Origin of the sequence: Sphingomonas naphthae (assembly GCF_028607085.1) — a bacterium.
GTDB classification, from domain to species: domain Bacteria; phylum Pseudomonadota; class Alphaproteobacteria; order Sphingomonadales; family Sphingomonadaceae; genus Sphingomonas_Q; species Sphingomonas_Q naphthae.
Window position 1 is genome coordinate 197802 of sequence record NZ_CP117411.1, and the last position, 25250, is coordinate 223051.

General features: G+C 68.7%; 25 protein-coding genes and 1 tRNA gene. 13 read left to right on the top strand and 13 right to left on the bottom strand.

What is annotated here, in order from left to right:
* Window positions 1-10: 10 nt before the first annotated feature.
* The 3 genes from PQ455_RS00945 to PQ455_RS00955 all read right to left on the bottom strand — a co-directional run bounded on the left by PQ455_RS00945 (window position 11) and on the right by PQ455_RS00955 (window position 2803).
* Window positions 11-1276: a sugar MFS transporter gene (locus PQ455_RS00945; RefSeq protein WP_273688373.1), complete on the bottom strand. Its 1266-nt coding sequence runs from the start codon at window positions 1274-1276 to the stop codon at window positions 11-13.
* A 201-nt stretch (window positions 1277-1477) separates the two neighbouring features.
* A complete protein-coding gene (locus tag PQ455_RS00950; RefSeq protein WP_273688374.1) occupies window positions 1478-2011 on the bottom strand; it encodes a glycine zipper 2TM domain-containing protein in 534 nt (177 codons plus the stop codon).
* 90 nt (window positions 2012-2101) lie between these two features.
* Window positions 2102-2803, bottom strand: coding sequence for a hypothetical protein (locus tag PQ455_RS00955; protein WP_273688375.1), 702 nt, complete (start codon window positions 2801-2803; stop codon window positions 2102-2104).
* Between the two features lie 259 nt (window positions 2804-3062).
* Between PQ455_RS00955 and PQ455_RS00960 the strand changes: the two genes are divergently transcribed.
* The gene (locus PQ455_RS00960) at window positions 3063-4538 is read left to right on the top strand and encodes a thiol-disulfide oxidoreductase (RefSeq protein ID WP_273688377.1); all 1476 of its coding nucleotides are present in this window, start codon (window positions 3063-3065) and stop codon (window positions 4536-4538) included.
* 136 nt (window positions 4539-4674) lie between these two features.
* Here the strand turns inward: PQ455_RS00960 and rpmG are convergent, their stop codons facing one another.
* Window positions 4675-4842 carry a 50S ribosomal protein L33 gene (gene rpmG, locus PQ455_RS00965; protein WP_010125625.1) on the bottom strand — a complete coding sequence of 56 codons (168 nt, stop codon included), beginning with the start codon at window positions 4840-4842 and terminating at the stop codon, window positions 4675-4677.
* 234 nt (window positions 4843-5076) lie between these two features.
* On the opposite strand from rpmG, the gene PQ455_RS00970 reads away from it, so the two are divergent.
* From PQ455_RS00970 to PQ455_RS00985, 4 genes are all read left to right on the top strand, one after another.
* A complete protein-coding gene (locus tag PQ455_RS00970; protein ID WP_273688389.1) occupies window positions 5077-5586 on the top strand; it encodes a Dps family protein in 510 nt (169 codons plus the stop codon).
* Between the two features lie 313 nt (window positions 5587-5899).
* The gene (locus PQ455_RS00975) at window positions 5900-6478 is read left to right on the top strand and encodes a TMEM165/GDT1 family protein (protein ID WP_273688391.1); all 579 of its coding nucleotides are present in this window, start codon (window positions 5900-5902) and stop codon (window positions 6476-6478) included.
* Window positions 6479-6539: 61 nt separating this feature from the next.
* Window positions 6540-6713, top strand: coding sequence for a DUF1328 family protein (locus PQ455_RS00980; RefSeq protein ID WP_273688393.1), 174 nt, complete (start codon window positions 6540-6542; stop codon window positions 6711-6713).
* A gap of 151 nt (window positions 6714-6864) precedes the next feature.
* Window positions 6865-8451, top strand: a complete 1587-nt coding sequence (locus PQ455_RS00985) for a cisplatin damage response ATP-dependent DNA ligase (protein ID WP_273688395.1) — start codon at window positions 6865-6867, stop codon at window positions 8449-8451.
* A gap of 607 nt (window positions 8452-9058) precedes the next feature.
* Here PQ455_RS00985 and PQ455_RS00990 read toward each other — a convergent pair.
* Window positions 9059-10066, bottom strand: a complete 1008-nt coding sequence (locus PQ455_RS00990; protein WP_273688397.1) for a hypothetical protein — start codon at window positions 10064-10066, stop codon at window positions 9059-9061.
* A gap of 245 nt (window positions 10067-10311) precedes the next feature.
* Here PQ455_RS00990 and PQ455_RS00995 point away from each other — a divergent pair, with 245 nt between their 5' ends.
* Together PQ455_RS00995 and PQ455_RS01000 are read left to right on the top strand one after the other, a co-directional pair.
* On the top strand, window positions 10312-10959 hold the full coding sequence (locus PQ455_RS00995; protein WP_273688399.1) for a DUF4386 domain-containing protein: 648 nt from the start codon (window positions 10312-10314) through the stop codon (window positions 10957-10959).
* A 72-nt stretch (window positions 10960-11031) separates the two neighbouring features.
* Complete coding sequence (locus PQ455_RS01000; protein ID WP_273688402.1) at window positions 11032-12597, top strand: alkaline phosphatase D family protein; 1566 nt, start codon at window positions 11032-11034, stop codon at window positions 12595-12597.
* Here PQ455_RS01000 and metW read toward each other — a convergent pair.
* A complete protein-coding gene (metW, locus tag PQ455_RS01005; RefSeq protein WP_273688404.1) occupies window positions 12594-13181 on the bottom strand; it encodes a methionine biosynthesis protein MetW in 588 nt (195 codons plus the stop codon). The genes PQ455_RS01000 and metW overlap by 4 nt on opposite strands.
* Entirely contained in the window at window positions 13178-14314 is a 1137-nt protein-coding gene (metX, locus tag PQ455_RS01010) for a homoserine O-acetyltransferase MetX (protein ID WP_273688406.1), read from the bottom strand. Before metX ends, metW begins: the two co-directional genes overlap by 4 nt.
* Window positions 14315-14433: 119 nt before the next feature.
* On the opposite strand from metX, the gene hisC reads away from it, so the two are divergent.
* Window positions 14434-15528 carry a histidinol-phosphate transaminase gene (gene hisC / locus PQ455_RS01015; protein WP_273688408.1) on the top strand — a complete coding sequence of 365 codons (1095 nt, stop codon included), beginning with the start codon at window positions 14434-14436 and terminating at the stop codon, window positions 15526-15528.
* On the top strand, window positions 15528-16436 hold the full coding sequence (locus PQ455_RS01020) for a prephenate/arogenate dehydrogenase family protein (RefSeq protein ID WP_273688410.1): 909 nt from the start codon (window positions 15528-15530) through the stop codon (window positions 16434-16436). Before hisC ends, PQ455_RS01020 begins: the two co-directional genes overlap by 1 nt.
* Window positions 16437-16624: 188 nt before the next feature.
* Here the strand turns inward: PQ455_RS01020 and PQ455_RS01025 are convergent, their stop codons facing one another.
* The 4 genes from PQ455_RS01025 to ftsE are packed head-to-tail and all read right to left on the bottom strand — an operon-like array spanning window position 16625 to window position 19487.
* On the bottom strand, window positions 16625-17308 hold the full coding sequence (locus PQ455_RS01025; RefSeq protein ID WP_273688412.1) for a lysophospholipid acyltransferase family protein: 684 nt from the start codon (window positions 17306-17308) through the stop codon (window positions 16625-16627).
* 4 nt (window positions 17309-17312) lie between these two features.
* Window positions 17313-17840, bottom strand: a complete 528-nt coding sequence (locus PQ455_RS01030; protein ID WP_273688414.1) for a YdcF family protein — start codon at window positions 17838-17840, stop codon at window positions 17313-17315.
* Window positions 17841-17853: 13 nt separating this feature from the next.
* Window positions 17854-18786, bottom strand: coding sequence for a cell division protein FtsX (locus PQ455_RS01035; RefSeq protein WP_273688416.1), 933 nt, complete (start codon window positions 18784-18786; stop codon window positions 17854-17856).
* The gene (gene ftsE, locus PQ455_RS01040) at window positions 18783-19487 is read right to left on the bottom strand and encodes a cell division ATP-binding protein FtsE (RefSeq protein ID WP_273688417.1); all 705 of its coding nucleotides are present in this window, start codon (window positions 19485-19487) and stop codon (window positions 18783-18785) included. Before ftsE ends, PQ455_RS01035 begins: the two co-directional genes overlap by 4 nt.
* Window positions 19488-19613: 126 nt before the next feature.
* Between ftsE and PQ455_RS01045 the strand changes: the two genes are divergently transcribed.
* The 3 genes from PQ455_RS01045 to PQ455_RS01055 all read left to right on the top strand — a co-directional run bounded on the left by PQ455_RS01045 (window position 19614) and on the right by PQ455_RS01055 (window position 21716).
* Entirely contained in the window at window positions 19614-20423 is an 810-nt protein-coding gene (locus PQ455_RS01045) for a zinc-ribbon domain-containing protein (protein ID WP_273688419.1), read from the top strand.
* A gap of 17 nt (window positions 20424-20440) precedes the next feature.
* Entirely contained in the window at window positions 20441-21538 is a 1098-nt protein-coding gene (locus tag PQ455_RS01050) for a 6-phosphofructokinase (RefSeq protein WP_273688421.1), read from the top strand.
* A 91-nt stretch (window positions 21539-21629) separates the two neighbouring features.
* Window positions 21630-21716: transfer RNA gene (locus PQ455_RS01055), tRNA-Leu, on the top strand.
* 62 nt (window positions 21717-21778) lie between these two features.
* Here PQ455_RS01055 and PQ455_RS01060 read toward each other — a convergent pair.
* Window positions 21779-23062 carry an Hsp70 family protein gene (locus PQ455_RS01060; protein ID WP_273688423.1) on the bottom strand — a complete coding sequence of 428 codons (1284 nt, stop codon included), beginning with the start codon at window positions 23060-23062 and terminating at the stop codon, window positions 21779-21781.
* A 93-nt stretch (window positions 23063-23155) separates the two neighbouring features.
* Here PQ455_RS01060 and PQ455_RS01065 point away from each other — a divergent pair, with 93 nt between their 5' ends.
* Window positions 23156-23761, top strand: a complete 606-nt coding sequence (locus PQ455_RS01065) for a TIGR02466 family protein (protein ID WP_273688425.1) — start codon at window positions 23156-23158, stop codon at window positions 23759-23761.
* Window positions 23762-23771: 10 nt separating this feature from the next.
* Here PQ455_RS01065 and mgtE read toward each other — a convergent pair whose 3' ends face one another.
* Complete coding sequence (gene mgtE / locus PQ455_RS01070) at window positions 23772-25223, bottom strand: magnesium transporter (RefSeq protein WP_273688427.1); 1452 nt, start codon at window positions 25221-25223, stop codon at window positions 23772-23774.
* Window positions 25224-25250: the final 27 nt, after the last annotated feature.

Consider the following 25250-nt stretch of genomic DNA (forward strand, 5'->3'; position numbering starts at 1 on the left):
GCGCGATCGCTCAGGCGACGACCGGCGCTTCCAGAGTGTCCGGTGCCGGCCGGCGGGCATACCAGCCGAACGCCGCGATCAAAGCGTAGGATGCCGCCGGCACCACCAGCGCGAAGGCGAGGCTGGTCGAATCCGCGACATGGCCCGTCAGCGGCGGCAGGATCGCCCCGCCGACGATCGCGACGCAGATCAGCCCCGATCCCTCCGCCGTGCGCGCGCCCAGTTTCTCGCAGGCCAGCGTGAAGATCGTCGGGAACATGATCGAGTTGAATAGGCCGACCGCGAGCAGGCTCCACCCCGCCACCGCGCCGCTGCTGTTGGCCGAAACGAGGATCAGCGCCAGCACCGCCAGCGCCGCCGTCGTCAGCACCTTGCCGGGCGTGAACCAGCGCAGGATGAGCGCGCCGGCGAACCGCCCGATCATCGCGCCGCCCCAGTAGAAGGCCAGATGGTGCCCGGCCTGCTCCTCGCTGAGCGCGAGGGTCGTCGGCTGGGCGAGATAATTGACGAGCAGGCTGCCGATTGCGACCTCCGCGCCGACATAAGCGAAGATGCCGAGCATCCCGAAGGCGAAGCGCGGGCGGCGGAGCAGATCGAGCGCGGCCAGCGGGTTGATCGCGGCGGCACGGGTTTCCTGGAGCCGGTTGCGGCGCATCCAGACGAGCGCCGCCAGCACGCACAGCGCCACCGCGATGCCGATATAGGTGCGGCTGATGACCCGCGCCTCGGTCGCGACATCCGCCCCGCTGGCGATGGCGCCCAGGATCAGCATCGCACCCAATGGCGGGAAGATCGTCGTGCCGAGCGAGTTGAACCCCTGCGCGAAGGTCAGCCGGCTCGATGCCGTCTCGGGCGAGCCCAGCATCGAGATGAGCGGATTGGCGACGACCTGAACGATCGTGATCCCCGCCGCGACCACGAACAGGGCGCCCAGGAAGGCGACATACAGCGCCGATCCCGCCGCCGGCACGAACAGCAGGCACCCCGCCGCCATCGTCAGCAGGCCGGCCGCCGCCGCGCGCATGTAGCCGATCCGCGCCACCAGCGCGCCCGCCGGGATCGAGACCACCAGATAGCCGATGAAGAAGGCCGACTGGACGAGCATCACCTCGGCATAGCTGAGCGCGAACAGGCCCTTCAGCTTGGGGATCAGCACGTCGTTGAGGCTGGTGATGCCGCCGAAGGTGAAGAACATCGCCAGCACGAAGACCTTTAGGTCGAAGGCGGCGGGGGCGGCGCCGGATGCGGCGGCGGGCGGTGGGGAAGTCGGCTGCATGGCTCTCCGAACGGTCGATTGGCGACCTTGGAGCCATGCTAGGGCAGATCACAGCCCTCGCCAAATGATCGTCACCCCAGACATGTTCCGGGGTCCACCGGACCGCCGAGCGCAGCGTACCTTGTGCACGTTGCGTTCGGGGCGAGGTGGACCCCGGCACGAGGCCGGGGTGACGGTGGAGGTTACTTAAAGGCCGCCGGATCAGCGGCAGCGAACCTGCGAATTCTGCTGGTCCGCGCTCTTGCCGAGCAGCGCGCCGAGCGCGCCGCCGAGCAGCGTGCCGCCGGTGCGATGGCGCCCGCCGTCGACGACATTGCCCAGGATACCACCCAGCGCGCCACCGACGATCAGGCCGGTCGTGCCGTCGCTGCGGCGGCAATATTGGCGGCCGTCCGATCCCTGATAGACCTGATCTGCGTTGCTCAGCGTCCGCTCCTGATAGCGGGGATCGTCGCGATAATAGCGCGCGGCATCATAATCGGTCTCGCCCCAGCCGCCCGGCGGCGGGGTGCGGCCGCCACCATTGTAGCCATAGCCGCCGCCACGGTTCCGGTCGCGGTCGCTGGCCGCGTAATAGCGGTCGCGCTCCTGCTGGTAGAGGCGGGTCTCGGCGTCATAGCGTTGCTGGGCGGAATCCCAACGCGACTGCTCGGCCCGCGACTGCGCCACGGCGGGGCCGGCGATCGCGACCGACAGGGTCGCGGTCGCCAGGGTTGCAAGAAGGAAACGGCGCATTCTGCTCTCCACTTGTCAAATCGATGGCGCGACCTTTGCGACCGCGCCCCTGAACTGTGGCTGACGAACCGATGCCGCGCCGGGCGGTTCCTAATTTGCGGCGGTCCGTGTCCGCACCACCTTCCCCGTCTCGTCCAGAAACTCGATCGCGGCAGCCCCGTCCTTCGCCACGCTCAGGCGCAGGCGCGGGCGGCCGGCGCCGTCGCGGAGGACGAGTTTCGAGGCGTCGTCGTAATCGCGGCCGAGGAAGGCGCGGGCCATGGAGCCATCGTAGCCGGCGGCCTTCAGCGCGGCGGTTTTGGCTGGCCCCTCCGGCATGGCGCGCAGCCGATCGCTGGCGGTGAAATCGGCCGGCCCATCGGGGCGATCCTGCACGAAGAGGCCGGCGCGGCGGCGCGGGCCGTCCTCCAGCGACTGGACATAGAGCGTCTGATCCTGATGCCAGCGATCGAACGACAGATGGCCGCTGTTGGTGGGCTTGCCGTCCACCTTCCTGCCATCGAACACCAGCCCGCCGTTTTCGGTGCCCTCGTCATTGTAGAAGATCATCCCCGCCTCCTGCCGATTGGGGTGGGGATATTCCTTTCCGTCGATCACGAGGCCGCCGATATGGTCGCGGCCGGCGATCACCATCCGCAACGTGCCGTCATCCTCGCGCACGTTGATGCGCTTCACGTCGATCGTGTCGAAGCGGGTGGGCGCCGGCCCCGCCCCGCCCAGCAGCGCCCAGGCGAGACCCAAAGTGACGATCCCGGCATAGGCGCCGAGCGCAGCCGAGCGATCCAGCGTCATCGCATCACTCCCATTATGTGTCGCATGGCAAACCCGCGATGGGCGATCCGGCTCCCGAGGCGCTCGTCGGCGCCGTTCCGGGTGGGCGCGGCGCATATACGCGCGAACATGCAATTTACATCCATTTGCCGCACAGCAACAATTTGACACGGATTCAGCGGTTTTTCGTGTTGCTCCCCGCGCTGCACTGCGACAGATTTTCGCCAGCGTACCGTGGCGTGCATTCATCTTCGGGGGGGAACCCGGATGTGAGGCGACCATGACGGCCATTGCAAGCGAGATACCCTTCTTCCGCATCGGCCCGCGGGTGGACCACCCGCCGGCGGCCGATCGCTATTACGACGGGCTGACCGCCTTCGCGCCGATGTGGGCGATCGCGGCGCTGTTCAGCATCGCGGGCGATCCCAAGAGCCTGCTGATCGATCGCGGGCCCTTGTTCGCCCTGTTCGGCTGGGCGACCGTGGCGGCCAGTGTCGCGCTGCTGCTCTACCCCCGCAAGACCTGGCTGCTGGTGACGGTCGCGGCCTGCGCGGTGATGCTCTATCTCGTCCGGCTGCCGGTCGCGTCGAACAACAAGACGATCACCACCGTGATGAACCTGGGCATCCTGCTCAGCTGCGCGGTCGCCTGCGTGCGGCAGCGCAACGGCATCATCGATCGCGGCGCGCTCTACCAGCAGGTGCGCGTGGTGGCGCGGGCGCTGCTGGCGATCATGTATTTCTACGGCATCTATCACAAGATCAACACCGACTTCCTCGATCCGTCGGTCAGTTGCGCGGTCGGCCTCTACGCCCCACTGGCGCGCCCCTTCGGGCTCGACGACAATCTGGTCGGCCGGTATCTGGCGATCTATTCCACCTTCGTGGTGGAGGCGGTGGCGATCGTCTGCCTCTATTGGCGGCGCTATTTCGCGCTGGGCTTCATCCCGGCGCTGGTGTTCCACTATATCATCCCGATCTCGGCCTTTTCCTGGTATATGGATTTCTCCAGCCTGGTGTTCGCGCTCTACGCGCTGAGCATGCCGACGGCGGCCAGCCGCACCTTTTATGAAACGACGATGCGGGTGACCGATCGGGTGCGCCACCGCTTCGGCCGGATCGGCACGCTCTTCCCCGCGATCGCCGCGATCCTGGCGGCGCTGGTGGTGGTCTCGATCGCCGCGATCCTGGCGCCGGGCCGACCGCCGATGCTGCTGATCCATTCGATGTGGATCCTCGTGTGGGCGGTGGTCGGCGGGGTGGTGATGGTGCTGCTGTCCTATGCGGCGCTGCTCCACACGCCCTACACCGGGCCGGCGGCGCCGCGTCAGCCGCTGTGGCTGTTCGCGGTGCCGGGGCTGTTCTTCCTCACCTGCCTGTCGCCCTATCTCGGCCTGAAGACCGAAAGCTCGATCGCGATGTTCTCCAACCTGCATACCGAGGGGGGGCAGACCAACCATCTGATGTTCGATACCCCGCCCTATCTGTTCGATTACCAGCAGGATGTGGTGCGGGTGCTGGCGTCCTCCGACGCGGCGCTGATGCGGCAGGCGGCGGCCGGCAGCCACCATGTCCTCTTCACCATCCGCGATCGCCTGCGCCGCAACCCGGCGGAATGGGTGACCTACGAACAGGGCGGCCGGGTGTATGAGCGGATGACATCGGCCAGTTTCGCGCGCCAGCCGGGGCTGATCGAGCGCAACCTGCTGATCTTCAAGCCGGTGGATTACCGCACGCCGAAAGTGTGCACGCACTGAGGGTAGGGCGGGGCGCACCCGCCGATCCGAATCGCCTGTCAACCAGCGCCGGCACGGCAAAAACCCGCGCTCCCATCGGGATCGCGGGTCGCCTTCAGCCGGCACGTCGCGCGGGGATCACCTCGCGCGCACGGGCTTACTTGATCTTGGCTTCCTTGAAGTCGACATGCTTGCGCACGACCGGGTCGTACTTGCGGAAGCTCAGCTTCTCGGTCTGGGTGCGCGGGTTCTTCTTCGTGACGTAGAAGAAGCCGGTGTCGGCGGTGCTGACGAGCTTGATCTTGACGGTGGTCGGCTTGGCCATGACCCGTAACCTCTAATGCGATAAAAATGACGAAAGCGGCGTCACGCGGGCGCCGCTCGAACGGCGGCCCCAATGGCGGAACCGTCCGGCGGAGTCAAGGTTCGCCGCGCGATCCGCCGGTTTCGATCAGCCTGACCGGATTTTTGCGGGCGGGTGATCGAAACTCCCCTTTTGCTCCTTCGTTACAGGTGCGAACCAGACATTCACGAATCCCCATCCCAAGGAGACTTCCCCATGGCCAAATCGCAGAAGACCCCCAAGGCCCCGCTCGCCACGCCGACCGACATCGACAGCAACAGCGCGCTGACGGTGGCCGAGGCGCTCAACGGCCTGCTGGCGGACCATTATGCCCTGTACCTCAAGACCAAGAATTTTCACTGGCACGTCTCCGGCCCGCATTTCCGCGACTATCATCTGATGTTCGACGATCAGGCGACCCAGATCCTGGGCGTGACCGACGCCATCGCCGAGCGGGTGCGCAAGACCGGCAACACCACCTTGCGCTCGATCGGCGACATCGCCCGCCGCGCGACCCTGAAGGACAATAATGCGGACTATGTTTCCCCGGCGGACATGCTGGCCGAACTGCGCGAGGACAATCTCAAGATCGTCGAGACCTTCCGCGCCGCCAAGGACCTGGCCGAAACCGCCAAGGACAATGCCACCAGCGGCATCCTCGACGACTGGCAGGACCAGGCCGAGGAGCGCGCGTGGTTCCTGTTCGAAGCCAGCCGGAACGGGTGATGGCTCGAGCCGCGCCTGACGGTGTGGGCTGGTGCGGCCCTCGACCTCGCTCTTTCGCGAGGTCGAGCAAAAAGACTCGAGCCCGCCCCCCAAATCCGCTAACGCCCGACCCGTCATCCGGGGAGTAGCCCGCCGTCGGCCCATGGTCGCACGGAAACCGCGTCAACACACTTGGGGGAGACTCCATGGCGCGGGCCCAGAGGGGAGCGATCCCCTTCGGCAAGACCGATGACGCCGCAACCCCGTCCGGCCGGGCGGGGGGAGCGGCGTCGTCTGGTTTTCTTGTCGCACGCCCGGCCCGGAGCATGACCTCATGGACATCATCTTCAATTCGGCCCTGCTCGTCACCCTCGCCGAGATCGGCGACAAGACGATGCTGCTGGCGATCCTCCTCGCCGCGCGCTTCAAGAAACCCGTGCCGATCATCGCCGGCATCTTCGCCGCCACCATCGTCAACCATGCGCTCGCCGCCTGGGCGGGCGAGGCGATCGCCGGGCTGCTCGACGGTTTCTGGTTCCGCCTCGCCGTCGGCCTCGGCTTCGTCGCCATGGCCGCCTGGACGCTGGTGCCCGACAAGGTCGACGACGACGCGGGCGAAACCACCAAGGTCGTCGGCGGCGTGTTCCTCACCACCACCATCGCCTTCTTCGCCGCCGAAATGGGCGACAAGACCCAGATCGCGACCGTGGCGCTGGGCGCGCGCTATCACGCGATCGGCCTCGTCGCGATCGGCACCACGATCGGCATGATGCTGGCCAACGTGCCCGCCGTGTTCCTTGGCGATCGCATCACCCGCATCGTTCCGCTGCGCTATGTCCGCATCGGCGCGGCGTTGCTGTTCCTCATCCTCGGCCTGCTCGCGCTGGCCGACCTGTTCCATCTGTTCCGCTGAGGGAACGAGTGCCGGCGAACGCGCGTTCAGCCGGCCACCTCTCCCATCGGAGTATGTCGAAATGTTAAAACTCGCCCTGACCTTTCTGGTGATCGGCCTGGTGCTTGCCCTGCTCGGCTTCGGCGGCATCGGCGGCGCCTTCATCGGCATCGCCAAGCTCCTGTTCTTCATCGCGATCGCGCTGTTCGTGATCTTCCTGGTGCTGGGCGTCATCGCCGGGCGAAAAGTGGTCTAGCGAAAAGTTCCTCCCCGGCACGGGGAGGGGGACCAGCCGAAGGCTGGTGGAGGGGGTTCTCCCCAAGCGCTCCGCGTGACGGCGAGCCCCCTCCGTCAGGCCTGCGGCCTGCCACCTCCCCTTGCAGGGGAGGATCTGCGAGCGACACACCATGCGCGCTTTCTCCCAGCTGCTCGACGCGCTCGTCTACACCCGCTCGCGCAACGCCAAGCTCAAGCTGATCGCCGATTACCTCCGCGTCACGCCCGATCCCGATCGCGGCTGGGCGCTGGCGGCGATGACCGGCGCGCTCGATCTGCCGGCGGTGAAGGCCGCCGCGATCCGGGGCATTGCCGAGGAACGGGTCGATCCCGTCCTGCTCGCGATGAGCCGCGACTATGTCGGCGATCTCGCCGAAACCGTCTCGCTCCTCTGGCCCAAGCCGCCGGGCGAGCCCGCCGAACTCGACGACGGCGCGCTTTCCATCTCCGCCATGGTCGATCGCCTGGCCACCTTGGGCCGCAGCGAGGCGCCGCGCGCGCTGGCCCAGATGCTCGATCATCTCGACGCCTCGGGTCGCTTCGCCCTCCTGAAACTCGCCACCGGCGCGCTTCGGGTCGGCGTCTCCGCCCGCCTCGCCGCCACCGCCTTCGCCCAGGCGTTCGACGTGGATGTCGACGAGGTGCAGGAGGCGTGGCACGGCGTCCCCCCGCCCTTCACCGAACTCTTCGACTGGGCCGAGGGGCGCGGCGAGCGGCCGCAGGCGGTGTTCCGCCCCTTCATGCTCGCCCATCCGCTCGAGGACGGCAGCGTCGATCTCGCCGATTATGCCGCCGAGTGGAAGTGGGACGGCATCCGCGTCCAGCTCGTCCACGCCGGCGACGCCACCCGCCTCTACAGCCGCGCCGGCGACGACATCACCGCCAGCTTCCCCGAAATCGCCGCCGCCTTTGCCAGCGAAGGCGTGCTCGACGGCGAACTGCTCGTGCGCGGCACCGCGCAGGGGTCCGAGACCGCCGAGGGCGGCGCCGCCAGCTTCAACGCGCTCCAGCAGCGGCTCGGCCGCAAGACCGTCTCGGCGAAGATGCAGGCCGATTACCCCGTGTTCGTTCGCCTCTATGATATATTGATCGACGGCGCCGACGATCTGCGCGCGCTCCCCTGGTTCCAGCGCCGCGCCCGCCTCGAAGCCTTCGTGCCGACGCTCGACCCCACCCGCTTCGACATCTCCACCCTGATCGACGCCGCCGATTTCGAGGCGCTCGGCGAAATCCGCGCCGGCGCGCGCGACGCCGCGATCGAGGGGGTCATGCTCAAGCGCCGCGACAGCCCCTATGTCGCCGGCCGCCGCGCAGGCTTGTGGTACAAATGGAAGCGCGATCCGCTCACCGCCGATTGCGTGATGATGTACGCCCAGCGCGGCTCCGGCAAACGCGCCTCCTTTTATTCGGACTACACCTTCGGCTGCTGGAGCGAGGGCGGTGAGCTGCTGCCCGTCGGCAAGGCCTATTCGGGCTTCACCGACGAGGAGCTGAAATGGCTCGACCGCTACGTCCGCACCCACACCGTCAGCCGCTTCGGCCCGGTGCGCGAGGTGGACAAGACGCTGGTGCTGGAAGTCGCCTTCGATTCGATCCACGATTCCCGCCGCCACAAATCCGGCCTCGCCATGCGCTTCCCCCGCATCGCCCGCATCCGCCGCGACAAGCCCGCCGCCGAGGCGGATCGAATCGAGACGTTGAAGCGGATGGTGAGTTAGCCGTTTCTCCCCATCGCAGATGGGGAGGGGCCCTGCGAAGCAGGATGGAGGGGGCTCCCCCCCAGCGCCCCACCCGTCATTGCGAGCGCAGCGAAGCAATCCAGCCCCTAGGCCTGGCACTACCGTCGGGCATGGATCGCCACGCTTCGCTCGCGATGACGAATTTCCTTGACAAATAGGAACATTACGTAAACATACGCCATCGCTCGATTCCCACAGGCCATGGGAAAACAGCAAGCATCCGGGGCGGGCGACCATCCCGGAACGACCGGCGCGAAGTCATCCGGTTCACACCGACGATGCATCGCGACAGGGTCGGGGGATTATCCGCAGGCGGCCCAGCCAAACCGGCCAGTAGCCCGCAAGGGCGAAAACCCAAGGGGCCACCGTCCTCCGGTCCGAACACCCAGCGCGGGCCTGCGGCGGCCCGCACCAATGCTGTACCAAGTCCGCCCGGATGCCCGTGGCAGGACGCGCCGGTCGAAACGCTTTTTTCCCGTTGGTGGACGAATTGCCGCTGAAAATCCTATTTTGCGCTTCGTTGCTGTACGGCCAGCGCGAGGCAGGCTCGCGGACACGTTGCCCACAGTTTTGGGCAAACCGTCCGTTACCGTATGCCGAATATCCCGCCCGCGACGGAGTATGCGGGCAGGCCGTCCGTCGCCGCCGCCGTCACCCCGAACGCCGCCGCGACTTCCACGCCGGCCGGGCCGAAAAGCCGCCCCGAGAGCCCGCCCGTCACGCTGCGGCCGGTACTGGTCATCGGGCCGATGATGTCACCCGTGGCGAGATCGATCGGGGCCGACGCGGTGAGTGTGCCGAGATCCACGTCCGCCCCCGGCTGGCCGATGGGCGTGCCCACCAGCCTGAGCGCGATCGTCACCCGGCCCGCTGCCATGTCGGTCGCGAGGGAGACGGTGCTGCGGCTCAGCGAATAGCTGCGGGTGGTGCCGCCCTCGCGCACCTTTGCCGTCGCCACCAGCATGCCGCGACGATAGGGTGCACTCGGCACGGCCGCCAGATCGGCCGCCACGGTCGGGCTGCCGATCACGCATTGATACAGCCGGCTCATCCCCTGCACCGGCCCCGCGACCGAGGCCAGCCGCGCATAATCGAGCCCCGCATCGCCTGCGACCGGCCGGTTGATCGTGAAGCGGATCGTGTCGCTGCCCACCACCTTGGCCAGCGCCACGTCGGCGCCCGTGACCGAAAGGTCGCTGTCGCGTCCATCATAGCCGATCGCGATTTCGCCCGAGATCGCCCAGACCTGCGGCGTCAACACGTAGCGGAAGGCCAGCCCCTGCCCATAAGGGCTGGCGGGCAGCACCGCCGGCGGCTCGCCCTGCAGCGCGAACCCGCTGCACGCGCTGGGCAGCACGATCGCCGATCCCAGCCGGTAGGAATAGATTTCGGAGACCGTGAGGTACGTCGTCGAAGTCGGGGTCGGCGTAGGCGTAGGCGTAGGCGTGGGTGTCGGCGTAGGCGTCGGTGTCGGGCTGGGCGTCGGCGTCGGTGTGGGCGTCACGGCCGGCGCCGGGGTTATGACGGTCACCGGCGCACCGCCGCCACCCGAACCGCCGCATCCCGCGAGCGCGAGCATCGAAGCGAGCGCCATCCTCTGCCGCATCATGTGCATCCCCCAAGCCCGGCCGCGCCGGATGCCGATCTGTCTGGAACCGCGGCCCCGCGCTCGCCTGGCCGGCTTGCACGACAAAGCGCCGTTCACACGCTCACTACGGGTTTGTTGCGAGCATGTGAAACCGGCCGGTTCCAGGGGGGTCGGCGAGGCGGATTCCCTAATTCCGATTGCCCGATGCGCACGACTGTGTCATTCAGACAATACACTGTGAAGGCCATGCCATGCAGACATCCCCCGCGCAGGCGCGCCTTGCCGGCGCCTTCTATCTAGGGACGATCGTCGCCGGCCTCTTCGCGGAACTCGCTGTCCGCGCCCGCTTCCGCGCCGCTGGCGATCTGCTCGCCGCGATTGCCCGCCAGCCGCTCCTCTATCGCGCGGGCGAGGTGGCCGATCTCGTCATGCTGTGCTGCTACATCGTCGTGACGGGGCTGCTCTACCGCCTGTTCGTTCCCGCCGGCCGTACTGTTTCGCTGATCGCTGCGGGGTTCAGCCTGGTCGGTATCGCGGTCCTCGCGGTCGCGGGGCTGCTCCACCTCGCCCCGCTGGCGCTCGCAGCCGATCCGGCCGCCCTCGATGTCAACGCCGTCGCCCGCCTCACGCTGGATCTCCATGGCGACCTTTATGGGATCAGCCTGGTCTTCTTCGGCGTCTATTGCACCCTGATCGGCTGGCTCGCCTTCCGCAGCGCCCTGTTGCCCCGCGCGGCCGGTGTGCTGATGGCGCTCGGCGGGCTTACCCATGTCATCACAAAGGCCCTCTGGCTCCTCGCCCCGGCTGTCGCGGTGCCCCGGCCGATCCTGATGTTGCCGCTCCTTGGGGAAGCGGTCTTGGCGCTCTGGCTCCTCGTCTTCGCAATCCGCCGCCGCTGATCGCAACGCCCGCCTTGCCTTTGTCACACCCCCCGGCGATCAAGCGATCGGGCGGCAGAGGGGCACGCGAGCATGACCATCATCACACGGCGCGGGCTGATCGGCGGGGCGATCGCGGGCGGGGGTCTGCTCGCCGCACCCGCCATCCTGCGCGCGCAGCAGATCTTCGCGGCCTACCCCTTCCGCCTCGGCATCGCGGCGGGCGATCCGGCGCCCGACGGCTTCGTCATCTGGACCCGCCTCGCGCCCGATCCGCTGGCGCCGCATGGCGGGATGCCGATGCGGCCGGTCGCGGTCGACTGGGCGGTCGCCACCGACGAGAGGATGAAGACCGTCGTGCAGAAGGGCAGCGCCTTCGCCCGCCCCGAACTCGCCCATTCGGTCCATGTCGAGGTGACCGGGCTGGAGCCCGGCCGCCCCTATTTCTACCGCTTCACCATCGGCACCGAGAAAAGCATGGTCGGCCGCGCGATGACCGTGCCGCCGCTGGGCGCGACGCTCGACAAACTGCGGTTCGCCGTGTGCGGCTGCCAGGATTATGAGGCGGGGCTCTACACGGCCTATGCCCATATGGCCGACGAGGAGGTCGATTTCGTCTACCATTATGGCGACTATATCTACGAAAACCGGCAGGATCCGGTCGCCTTCGATCACAACGACCGGCTGAAGCCCAAGATACGCCAGCATATCGGCCAGATGTGCTACAGCCTCGACGATTATCGCCAGCGCTACGCCCAGTACAAGCTCGACCCGGACTTGCAGCTCGCCCACACCCGCGCCGCCTGGTTCACCACCATCGACGATCATGAGGTGCGCGACAATTGGGCGGGGCTGAGCGACGCGACCGACACGCCGCCCGAGATATTCGCGCTGCGCCGCGCCGCCGCTTTCCAGGCATTCTACGAACATATGCCGGTGCGCGCCTCGGCGCTGCCGGCGGCGGGCGGCATCCAGATCTATCGCCGCCAGCGCTATGGCGACCTGCTCGACGCGCATTTCCTCGACACCCGCCAGTTCCGCTCGAAACAGGTCTGCAAGGATGGCTTCAAGCCGATCTGCCCCGAGATCGACCGCCCCGATCTGGAAGTGATGGGCCGCACCGAGGAAGCCTGGCTGGCCGGCAACCTCCGCCAGAAGGCGGCGCGCTGGAACCTGATCGCCCAGCAGGTGATGATGATGCCGCTCGACCGCCGCACGTCACCCGGCGGCACGGCGATGCGCAATTTCGACAGCTGGGGCGGCTACAACGCCCCGCGCGAGCGGGTGCTGAAAAGCTGGAAGGGCTATGGCAATATCGTCGTGCTGACGGGCGACGAGCATCAGAATTTCGCGGGCGATCTGCGGACGGAGAACGGCACCGGCGAGGCGGTGGCGACCGAATTCGTCCTCACCTCGATCAGCTCGGGCGGCACCGGCAGCGACGTGCGCGAGGGCGACGCCGTGATCCGCGCGAACAACCCCTTCCTGAAATGGACCAACGACCGGCGCGGCTATGGCGTGGTGGAGGTGACGCCGGAGACGTGGACGACGACCTTCCGGGTTGTCGATCAGGTGGATGGGCCGGGGGGTGTGGTGTCCACGGCGCAGGTGGCGACGGTGGAGCATGGCAAGCAGGGGGTGGCGCTGGCGCGGGCCTAGCGGCGCAACAGGAACACCGCATGTTCGGCGCGAAAATTCGCGGCCGCCGCGCTGCATTGCTTCGCGCCCCGCAGGAACCACGCCCGCTCCACGGTGATGCCGCGATCGCCCAGGAAGCTGCGGAAATCGTCGATCGTGACCATGTGGATATTGTCGGTGGCGTACCAGCTGTCGGGCAGCGACGAGGTGGTCGGCATCCGCCCGCCCCACATCAGCGACCAGCGGATGCGCCAGTAAGCGAAATTGGGGAAGGACACGAAGGCGCGGCGGCCGATGCGGAGCAGTTCCTCCAGCACCATGTCCGGCGCGCGGGTCGTCTGGAGGGTCTGGCTGAGGATGGCGTAATCGAAGCTGGCGGGCGGGTAGAAGGCCAGATCGGTATCGGCATCGCCCTGGATCACCGAAAGGCCGCGCGCCACCGCGAGCGACACATCCTCGGGCGACAGCTCCAGCCCGCGCGCGTCCACCTGCCGCGTGTCGCGCAGCACCGCCATCAACTCGCCATGGCCGCAGCCCACGTCCAGCACGCGGGCGCCGGGGGCCACATGATCGGCGATGATCGCGAGATCGGGGCGGAGACTCATGTCTGGCCCGCCTTCAGGAAACCGTCGATCACCGCTTCCAGCGCGGGCGATTCGAGCAGGAAGCTGTCGTGGCCGAACGGCGAGGAGAGTTCAACGAAGCTCACCTGCGCGCCGGCGGCGTTCAGCGCATGGACGATCGCGCGCGATTCGCTGGTGGGATAGAGCCAGTCGGTATCGAAGCTGACGACGCAGAAGCGCGTCTTCGTGCCCTTGAAGGCGTTTGCCAGCAGCCCGCCATGCTCCTCCGCCAGATCGAAATAATCCATCGCGCGGGTGATGTAGAGGTAGGAATTGGCGTCGAAGCGATCGACGAAGCTGATCCCCTGATGGCGCAGATAGCTTTCCACCTGGAAATCGGCGTCGAAGCCGAAGCTCTTGGCTTCCCGTTTTTGCAGGCGCCGCCCGAATTTCTCGGTGAGGCCCGCTTCCGACAGATAAGTGATGTGCGCCGCCATGCGCGCCACGGCGAGGCCGGCGGCGGGGGGATCGTCATGCTCGTAATAATTGCCGCCGCGCCAGCTGGGATCGGCCATGATCGCCTGCCGCCCCACCTCGTGAAAGGCGATGTTCTGCGCCGAATGGCGCGGCGCCGAGGCGATGACGACGGCCGAGGCCACCCGATCAGGGAAGGTGGCGGCCCATTCCAGCACCTGCATCCCGCCCATCGACCCGCCGACGACGGCGCGGAGGCGACCGATGCCGAGATGATCGACCAGCATCGCCTGCGCGCGCACCATATCCCGCAGGGTGATGACGGGGAAGCGCATAGCGTAGGGCGCGCCGGTCGTGGGATCGATGCTGGCGGGGCCGGAGGAGCCCATGCAGGATCCCAGCACGTTGGCGCAGATCACGAAATCGCGCGCGGGGTCGATCGGCCGGCCCGGCCCCACCATCCGCGTCCACCAGCCGGGCTTGCCGGTGCGCGGGTGGGTCGAGGCGAGATGCTGGTCGCCGGTCAGCGCATGGCAGACGAGGATGGCGTTGCCGCCGTCGGCCGCGAGCGTCCCGTAGGTTTCGTAGGCGATCTCGACCGGGGCCAGGAACGCGCCACCGTCGAGCCGCAACGGGCCGGGGAGGCGCGCGGTGCGGGCGAGGCCGAAGCGGGGATCGTCGAGGGGGGCGGTGGCGGCCATGGTATCGGGCGGGGCTATGGCTGGCGGGGGAGGCTGTCAATGTCGGGTGGGTTCCCGTGGATCGCTACAGGCGCTAAGGCGCGCCACCGCACGGTGATCGTGGACAATCGAGACATTTCATGACCGGACCCATCCCCAAGCCCTGGATCGACGCGATCGCCCCTTATGTGCCCGGCCGCGCCACCACCGATGACGGGCGCAAGGTCGCCAAGATGTCGTCGAACGAAAATCCGCTGGGCACCAGCGCGCAGGCGCGCGCGGCCTTCGCGGCGGGGGCCGCCTCGCTCGATCGCTACCCCGATGCGGCGGCGACGGCGCTGCGCGAGGCGATCGCCGCCAAGCACGGTCTCGATCCGGCGCGGGTGATTCACGGCACCGGGTCGGACGAACTGCTGCATCTGGCCGCCGGCGCGTTCGCCGGCGTGGGCGATGAGGTGCTGTACGTCCGCTACGGCTTCTCGGTCTATCCGATCGCGGCGCGGCGGGTGGGCGCGGTGCCGGTCGAGGCGCCCGACGTGGATTACGCCACCGACGTCGACAGTCTGATCGCCTGCGTCAACGACAAGACCCGCGTGGTGTTCGTCGCCAATCCGAACAACCCCACCGGCACCTTCACCCCGCGCGGCGAGATCGCCCGGCTGCACGCGGCGCTGCCGTTCGATTGCCTGCTGGTGATCGACCAGGCCTATGCCGAATATATCGGCGAGGATGACGACGACGGCGGACTGGAACTGGCGCGATCGGCGTCGAACGTGCTGGTGACGCGCACCTTCTCGAAAATCCACGGGCTTGCCGCCGAGCGGATCGGCTGGGCTTACGGGCCGGCACCGGTGATCCTGGCGATGCACAAGATCCGCGCGCCCTTCAACGTCACCACCGCCGGGCAGATGGCGGCGATCGGCGCGCTGGAGGCCGACGATTTCGTCGCGGCATCGGCGCAGCATAACGCCCAATGGCGGGCGTGGTTCGCACGCGAGATCGAGGCGCTCGGCAATCACGGCCTGCGCGCGGTGCCGAGCCTCGCCAATTTCATCCTCGTCCTGTTCGAGGGGAAATTGACCGCCGAGCAGGCGTTCCACGGGCTGATGGAGGCGGGCTATATCGTCCGCTGGCTGCCGGGGCAGGGGCTGGGCCATGGCCTGCGCATCACGATCGGCACCGAGGACGAGATCAAGGGCGTGGCCGCCGCGCTCCGCGCGATGGCGCAAGGCTGATGCTGCCGTTCGAGCGGGTCGCCATCATCGGGCTGGGGCTGATCGGCTCCTCGATCGCGCGCGCCGTGCGGCAATATATGCCGACGGTGAAGCTGACGGCGCACGACGCCTCGGCCGAGGTGCGCGCGCGGGTCGAGGAGCTGGATTTCGTCGACGACGTGACCGACACGGCGGGCGCGGCGGTGGTGGACGCCGATCTCGTCATCCTGTGCGTGCCGGTCGGCGCGATGGGCGCGGTGGCGGCGGCGATCGCGGCGGACCTGCCGGCCGAGGCGATCGTGAGCGATGTCGGTTCGTCCAAGGCGGGCGTGGTCGAGGCGCTGGCCGCCGCGCTGCCAGGGCGTACGATCATCCCGGCGCATCCGGTGGCCGGCACCGAGAACAGCGGGCCGGACGCGGGCTTCGCCAGTCTCTTTCAGGGCCGCTGGTGCATCGTCACCCCGCCCGAGGATGCCGCCGCCGGCCCGGTGGCGCGGGTTCGCGCCTTCTGGGAAGGGCTGGGCGCGAATGTCGAGACGATGGACCCCAGGCATCACGATCTGGTGCTGGCCGTCACCAGCCACCTGCCGCACCTGATCGCCTACACGATCGTCGGCACCGCCTCCGACATGGAGACGGTGACGCGCAGCGAGGTCATCAAATTCTCGGCCGGCGGCTTCCGCGATTTCACCCGCATCGCCGCGTCGGACCCGACGATGTGGCGCGACGTGTTTCTGGCGAACAAGGATGCGGTGCTGGAAATGCTGCAACGCTTCACCGAGGATCTGACCGCCTTGCAACGCGCGATCCGCTGGGGCGACGGGGACGCCTTGTTCGATCTGTTCACGCGAACGCGCGCGGTGCGCCGATCGATCATCGCCGAGGGGCAGGACGACGAGCGGCCCGATTTCGGGCGGGCGCACGAGTAAGGTTTTGCTCGCGCGGAGACGCGGAGAGAAGAAGGGGAGAGATGGCTTCTCCTTCGCCGAAGGCGTTTCAGATCACGGTCGAAATCTGCGGCGAGGGCTAGTTCTAAAGCGGCTTCGCCGCATTCCTCTCTCTCTCTCTCTCTCTCTCTCTCTCTCCGCGCCTCCGCGTCTCCGCGCGCAAAAAACTTCTACCCGTTCAGCACGTTGATCGCCGCATGGGCCTGTGCCTCAACCGCGCGTCGGGGGAGACCGGGGGGAATGGGGTCGCCGAAGCGGAAGGTGATCGTGCCGGGGTGCTTGATCAGCCCCTTGCCCCACAGGCGGCCGCTGTCGAGCGCGACGGGCACCAGAGGCAGATCGATCGCGCGATAGAGGGCCGCGAAGCCGGAGCGGAGCGGGGGGGCTTCGCCATGGGCGACGCGAGTGCCTTCGGGAAAGAGCATGACCGCGTGGCCGCTGGCCTGCGCGGCCTTGGCGGCGGCGACCATGCGGCGGAGCGCCTTGGCCGATCCCTCGCGGTCGACGGGGATCGCTCCGTAGCGTTTCAGCGCCCAGCCGAAGATCGGGATCAGGGTCAGCTCGCGCTTCAGCACCATCAGCGGGCCATCGAGCATGTCGGTCAGCACCAACGTCTCGAACATGGATTCATGCTTGGCGACGACGAAGGCGGGGCCGGTGGGCGGTGTGCCCTCGATCCGCAGTTCTATCCCGAGCAGTGTCCGCGCGCCGAAGCGGTAGAGGCGCGTCCAGGCCAGCGCCCACCCCCGCAGGATGCGCGGCGGCATCAGCAGCATGGGCGCCGCGATGAGGCTCATCACCGTCGTGACGGCGTAGAACAGCAAGGCGAAGACCAAAGAGCGGACGACGACCATCGGATCAATAGCCTGCCAGCGCCACGACCCGCCGCAGCAGATATTTGCTATATTCGCGGGTCAGCGCGAACAGGCCAGGCTCGCTGCGCACCGGATCGACGATGATCGTCAGGCCGGGCGCCGCGCGGCGCAGCTCGAAATGGGAGCGCGGCATGTGCCAGTCGGTCGTGACAAGCCGCAGCGAGCGATAGCCGCGCGCCCGCGCCCACTCCGCCGTCTCGTCGGCGTTGGAGCGGGTGTCGACCGCCTCCTGCCCCAGATCGACGCAGCAGTTCACGAGCGCGTCGGGCACGCGATATTCCACCGCCAGTTCGTGCGGCCGCACCCGCCGATCGACTCCCGACACCAGCATCCGCCGCGCCTGCTTCTGGCGCAGCAGGGTGAAGCCGCGCTCCAGCCGGCCGGCGCCGCCGGTGAGCACGACCACGCCATCGGTGATGCCGGGCTTCGGGTGGCGCGGCAGGGTGACCGCGAAGATCACGAAGCCCGCCAGCCATGCCAGCAGCAGGAAGGAGAGGAAGCGTATCAGCATGGGGCCGAGGCGATCATGGCACGCGCGACAGGACGCGCAGCACGGTGAAGCGCGTCACCTCACGCGCCAGCAGCGCGGCGAGCGGCGGCAGGAGCAGCAGCACGATCCAGCCGAGGCCGAGGCTGGCGCTGCCCGCCAGTTCCGATCCCAGCCGCGACACCCGCCCGCCGAGCAGCAGGATGATCGCCATCGCCGGCACCGCCCCCGCCACCGCGCCCCACAGCGCGTCATAGGAAATGCGCCGCTGGAACAGGCGCGCCACCTGCATGTCGGTCGCGCCCAGCAGGTGCAGCACGTCGATCGTGGCGGCATGGGTGTCGAGCGCGGAGCGGGTGGCGAGGATCACGACGAAGGCGGTGGCGGCGGTGGTCAGCACGACGATCGCGACCGCCAGCCACGAGAGCGATCCGATCAGCCCGGCGATCGGCGCGAGCGCGGCGGCATGGTCGTCCACCCGCGCCGAGGGGGCGACGCGCTGGACGGCGCGCGCGACGATATCGGCGCGCGCGCCGTCACCGGCCGCCAGATCCACGTCGATCAGCGCGGGCAAGGGCAGATCGCCGACCGAGGAGGCGCCGCCCAGCCACGGCTCGAGCAGCTTCGCCAGCGCGGCATCGTCGATCCGCTCGACCCGGGTGATGCCGGCCAGGCGGCGCAGTTCGGCGAGCGCGCGGTTGGTCTCGGCCTCGCGCCGGATCGGATCGGGCTGCATCACCTGGATGGTCAGCCGCCCCTCGATCGCCTCGCCCATGCCCGATGCCGCGCGCGACAGGCCGATGCCCAGCGCCGAGGCCAGCACGATCAGGAACAGCATGATCGCCACCAGCCACGGCATCGGCCCGGTGAAGCGCCCTTCCGGCAGGGGCCGCGCGGCGGCGATGCGCGCCGGGCGGGCCGCCGGGGCGCTGTCCGCGCCGGGGAGGGGGGTGGGGCCGGCCTCGCTCATCGCGCCGCCGCCACGATGCTGGGATCGGGCATCGGCGGCCCGTCGAGCCGGCCGCGATCGAGCCGCATCGTCTTGGCGCCCACCACGGTGCGCAGCAGATGGATGTCGTGGGTGGCGACGATGATCGTCGTGCCCATGCGATTGAGCGTGTCGAACAGGGCCAGCAGCCGCTGCGCCATTTCGGGATCGACGTTGCCGGTCGGCTCGTCGGCGATGAGCAGATCGGGCCGGGTGATGACGGCGCGGGCGATGGCGACCCGCTGCTGCTCGCCGCCCGAGAGCGTCGCGGGCCGCGCGGTGGCGCGCGCCGTGAGCCCGACCCAGCCGAGCATCTCGTTGACGAGGCGCGGCACCTCCCGCTCGCTGACCGAGGCGACGCGCAGCGGCAGCGCGATATTGTCGTAGACGGTGAGATAGGGGACCAGCCGGAAATCCTGGAACACCACGCCGATGCGGCGGCGGAAGCCCGGCAGCCGATCGCGCGGGGCGGTGACGATATCCTCGTCGAACAGGCGGATGATGCCCCGGCTCGGCCGCTGCGCCAGATAGAGCAGCCGCAGCAGCGATGTCTTGCCCGCGCCCGATGGCCCCGTGAGGAAGGTGAAGGCGCCGCGCGGCAGCGCGAAGCTGATGTCGGACAGCGTTTCCGCGCCGGTGCCGTAGCGCAGCCCGACATTCTCGAATTGCACCACGCTCGCCATCGCCGGTCCTGTGCCACAGCGTGCGCGGTGGCGGCAAGCGGGACGCGCCCATCCCCTCAAGCCTTGCGGCGGCGCGGCAGGCGTGGTTAATCGCCGCGACCGACCATCAGGAGTGCCGTTCGGCCCATGATCCTCATCTGCCCGAACTGCGACACGCGCTACGAAGTGCCCGATACCGCGCTGGGCGCGACCGGCCGGCAGGTGCGCTGCGCCTCCTGCGGCCAGAGCTGGTTCGCCGCGCCCGAGGGGGCCGCGCCGCCTGCGCCCGAACCGGAGCCCGAACCCCAGCCGGCGCCCGCCCCGATCGTCGAGGAAGCGCCCACCGCCATGCCCCCGATCGGCATGGAGCCGGTGGTGGCGGAGATCGGCGGTGGACAGCCCGAGGCGGACGCCGGCCCCCAGCCGCGCAGCATCCCGCGCATCCACCCGTCCGAATTCGACGCGCCCGTGCCCGATCCGGTGCCCGAGGATCGCATCGATCCTTTCGCCCACGAGGCGCCGTTCGCGCGCCCGCGCCGCGCCAGGGGGCTGTGGATCGCGCTGCTCGCCGTGGCGCTGCTGCTGGCGATCGGCGTGGGCGCCGCCATCGCATTGCTCGGCCCGCGCGAGGTGGCCGCCAAGCTCGGCATCGTGCCGCGCACCGTGCCGCTCGCGATCGAGATCGTGCGCGAGCCCGACTGGGCCGCCATCGCCGCCGGCAACCAGCTCGCCGCCGTCTCCGGCCGCATCGTCAACCGCACCGCCAGCGCCGAGAAGGTGCCCGACATCCGCGCGGAACTGCGCGATCGTTCGGGCCGGATCGTCTACAGCTGGACGATCGTCCACCCCGTCCGCTCGCTGCCCGCCGGCGGATCGGCTGATTTCGACGCGGCGGCGGTGGACGTGCCGCGCGGCGCCAAGGCGATCACCGCCAGCTTCGTCGGCACCGAGGACTGACGGGCGCGGCCGGCCCCATGCGGATCGGCATCCTCACGGGCGGCGGCGACGTCCCCGGCCTCAACCCCTGCATCCGCTCGGTCACGCTGTCGGCGCTCGATCTGGGCTGGCAGGTCGTCGGCTTCCGGCGCGGCTGGGAGGGGTTCCTGCGGATCGACCCCAATGATCCCGCCACGATCGAGGCCAACAGCTGGACGCTCGATCGCGAGCGGGTGCGCGGCATCGACCGGCTCGGCGGCACCATCCTCCACACCTCCCGCGCCGATCCGCGCACCGCCGAGGACGGCGACCAGACCGCGCATGTGCTGCATGTGCTCGACCGGCTTGGCATCGACGCGCTGGTCACCTTGGGCGGGGACGGCACCCTGCGCTTCTCGGCGCATCTGGCGGCGCAGGGCTTCCCGATCATCTCCGTGCCCAAGACGATGGACAACGACGTCTACGGCACCGATTATTGCATCGGCTTCTCCACCGCGGTCAGCCGATCGGTCGCGGCGATCAACGCGCTCAGGACCACCACCGAAAGCCACGAGCGGATCGCGGTGATCGAATTGTTCGGCCGGCGCAGCGGCGAGACGGCGTTGCTGGCGGGGTTCCTGGCGCAGGTCGATCGCACCGTGATCTCCGAAGTGCCGGTCGATCCCGCACGACTGCTGCCGCTGCTGGTCGAGGACAGAAGCTCCCGCCCTGCCAATTACGCCGTGTGCGTCATTTCGGAGGGTGCCACGATCATCGGCGAGGAGACCGCCGACGATCTCGCCTTGCCCGCGACGCAGCGCGTGCTGGCCGGCGTCGGCCATCGGCTGGCCAAGATGATCGAGGCGGGCACCGGGCAGGGCACGGTGGTGCAGGAACTGGCCTATCTGATGCGCGCGGGCGAACCCGACGCGCTCGACCGGATGGTCGGCTTCGCCTTCGGCGGCCTCGCCATCCAGCTCATCCAGCAGAAGGTGACCGGCCGGATGCTCGCGCTGAAGGGCGGCAATTACACGCATGTGCCGGCCGGCCAGATGCTGGAGGGCACCAAGTCGGTCGACGTGGCCGGCCTCTACGACGCCGAGGGCTATCGCGCGAAATTGCAGCGGATCGAGGGGATGCCGATGTTCCTTTACTGATCGCGCATTTCGGGCGTTGCATGGGGGGGCAAGCCTTGCTAGAGGCCCGCCCCTACCTGCTGCGGACCGATCCGGTCCGTGTTGCTCATGTGCGGTCGTGGCGGAACTGGTAGACGCGCAACGTTGAGGTCGTTGTGGCCGAAAGGTCGTGGAAGTTCGAGTCTTCTCGACCGCACCACACAGCCCCGAGGGGCTGGTTCAGGAACAGGATTTCGGCTTCGGCCGGCCCATCCGACGCCGTCACGCCGCCCAGGCGGCGGCATCCCCTTCCTGCCCGATCAGCGCCAGCCCGTGGGCGATCGAGGTCAGTTCGCCGCCGCTCTCGATTCGGGCCTCGCCGAAGCGATCGGTGAAGATGCGGCGGATGCGGGGAATGAGCGAGGTGCCGCCGGTGAGGAACACGCGGTCGACCGCGTCGGGCGCGACACCCGCCGCCGCCATCGCCCGATCGACGGCCGCCTCCATCCGCGCGACATCCTCGGCGATCCAGCCCTCGAAATCGGCGCGGTCGACCTCGGCCTCGATCGTCAGGCCGCCGCCCTCGAAGCGGAAGGGCGCGGTTTCGGCGGTGGAGAGCGCGCGCTTGGTACGGCCGACGGCGTCGTAGAGCGGATAGCCCAGTTCGCGTTCGATCACCGCGATCATCCGGCCGATCGCCTCGCCATCGACCGCCGCGCGGCGCAGCCTGCCCAGTTCGGCCAGGGTGCGGGGGTTGCGCATCAGCGCGAGACGCGACCAATCGGCGAAATCGGCGAACCAGGACCGCGGAATTTCGAGCAGTTTGTCGAACGATCGGTAGAGCCCGCCCTTGCCGAGCATCGGCAGGACGAGGCGATCCATCAGCCGATAATCCAGCCGGTCGCCGGCGATGCCGACGCCGGCATGGCCCAGCGGGACGCAGCGCGGGCCGGGCGCGCCGGCCGGGCCGATGCGGACGATCGAGAAATCGCTGGTGCCGCCGCCGAAATCCGCCACCAGCACCGTCGCCGGCTCGCTCAGCCGCGAGGCATAGGAGTAAGCGGCGCCCAGCGGCTCGTAGACATAGAGGATTTCGTCGGCCACGCCCGCGAACATCGCGTCGTAGCGCTGGCGCGCGAGCGCCGGATCGGGCAGGCCGCCGGCATATTCCACCGGCCGCCCGACGATCAGGCGCGCAGGCTTGGCGAACGCGCCGTCCGCCCGTGCGCGCAGCCGATCGAGGAACAGCCGGCCGAGATCCTCGAAGCGGAAGCGTTTCTCGAACACGCTCGCCTGCTCGAAACTGGCGCTGGCGGCGACCGATTTGAACGACTGGATGAAGCGGCTGTCCTCCGGATAAGCCAGATATTCGGAGATGGCCCACGGCCCCGCCTCATGCGCCAGCCCGCCGCGCACGGCCTCGTCATGCCAGAAGCACAGGGCCGAGCGGAACACCGGCTCGGTGCCCGCCGGTCCCTCGATCGCGACGAGACCCGACCCGCCGCCCGATCCCGCCGCGATCACCGTGTTGGTCGTGCCGAAGTCGAGGCCGATGACATTGTCCATGGCCGCCGCCTAACCGCGCCCGCACCGGATCGTCCAGCCGTCATTCGGCCGGCCCGGCTTGAATAAGCCCCGTGGCTGTGTTTCGGCGGGGGCATGACGACACGCACCCTCTTCGCGACCCGCTTCTACGAGGGCGACCTCGGCGATCCCGCCCTGCTCGCCGAACTGGAGGAGGCCGCGCTCGATCTGTCGCGGACCGATCGGGCGGGGCGGGCGTGGTGCAAGGCGCATGCCTATCCGGGCTATACGTCCTATGCCTCGCTCAACGATCTGCCGATCCGCCATCCCGCGTTCGACGATCTGCGCCGCGCGCTCGATCGCCATGTGCGGCGCTTCGCCGACGAGGCCTATCTCGATCTCGGCGGGCGCAAGCCGAAGCTCGACAGCCTGTGGGTCAACGTCATGAAAGGGACGGGCGGGCATCACAGCGGCCATATCCACCCGCACAGCATCGTCTCGGGCACGGTCTATGTGCGGGTGCCGACGGGGGCGGCGGGGCTGAAGCTGGAGGATCCCCGCCTGCCGATGATGATGGCCGCGCCCCTCCGCCGCGCCGACGCGCCCGAGGATGCCCGCACCTTCGTCTATGCCGATCCCCGGCCGGGCAGCGTCTTCCTGTGGGAGAGCTGGCTGCGCCACGAAGTGCCCGCCGGCCAGGCGAAGGACGCGCGCATCAGCATCAGCTTCAACTACCGCTGAGCGAGCGGCCTTACCCCGTCAGCCCCACCGCCGCCGCCAGCCCCAGGAACGTGAAGAAGCCGAGCGTGTCGGTCATCATCGTCACGAACACCGCCGACGACACCGCCGGATCGACGCGCATCCGCTCCAGGGTGAGCGGCACCATCACGCCGGCCGAACCGGCGATGAGATTGTTGATGAGGATCGCCAGGCCGAACACCGCCGACAGCAGGGGATTGCCGTAGAGCAGGTACGATCCCGTGCCGATCAGCAGCCCCAGCACCGATCCGTTGGCGGCGGCGATGCGGAATTCGCGGTAGATCATGCGGAAGGTGTTGGACGAGGTGAGCTGGTTGGTCGCGAGCGCGCGCACCACCACCGCCAGGGTCTGCGTGCCGGCATTGCCGCCCATGCCCGATACGATCCCCATCAGCGCCGCCAGCAGCGCGAATTTGGCGATCTCGTCGCGAAACAGGCCGACGACCGAGGCGGCGATCATCGCCGTGCCGAGGTTCACGACCAGCCAGATCAGCCGGCCGCGCACCGTCAGCAGGATCGGCTCGTTGATGTCGCCGTCGCCCGCGCCCGACAGGCGCAGCGCATCCTCGCCGGCCTCCTCCTGGATGATATGGACCACGTCGTCGACGGTGATCATGCCGACCAGCCGGTTGTTGGGATCGACCACCGCGGCCGAGATCAGCGCATATTTCTGGAAGCGCAGCGCCACTTCCTCCTGATCCATGTCGACCGGGATCAGGCTCTGCTCGCGCTGCATCACGTCGGCGATGGCGACGTTGCGGGGGCTGCGGAGAATCCAGCTGAGCTTGCAGGTGCCGACCGGGTGATGGCCGTGATCGACGACGAACACTTCCCAGAAATCGGTGGTGAGATCCTCGTTGCGGCGCAGATAATCCAGCACGTCGCCGACGGACCAATGTTCGGGCACCGCGATCAGGTCGCGCTGCATCAGGCGGCCGGCGGATTCCTCGGGGTAGGAGAGCGCCTCCTCGATCGCGGCGCGATCGTCGGGCTCCATCGCGCGGAGGACGGCGCGCTGGTCCTCCTCCTCCATGTCCTCGATGATGGCGACGGCGTCGTCGGTATCGAGCTGGGTGGCGAGTTCGGCGACCTCGGCGGGGCCGAGCGCCTCCATCAGCTCCTCGCGCACCCAGTCGTTCAGCTCGGCGAACACGTCGGCGTCGAGCATTTCGGCGAGCGCGGAGGCGAGCTGGCGGCGGCGGTCGGCCGGGGTCAGCTCGAACAGATCGGCGATGTCGGCCGGGTGGAGCGGGGCGACCAGCGCGCGCGCGGCGTCGATCTCGCCGGCATCGACATGGTCCAGCACGGCATCGACGAATTCGGGCGAGAGGCGATCGTCCTCGTCGTGGGGCGCCTCGGGCGGGGACGGCGGCGTGATGTCACGCAGCTGCTCGTCGCGGAGCGGTTTCTCGCGGGGCGCCGTGTCGAGGTCTGTCTCGCTCATCGCTGGCTCCCTGTTGCAGTGCGGCGC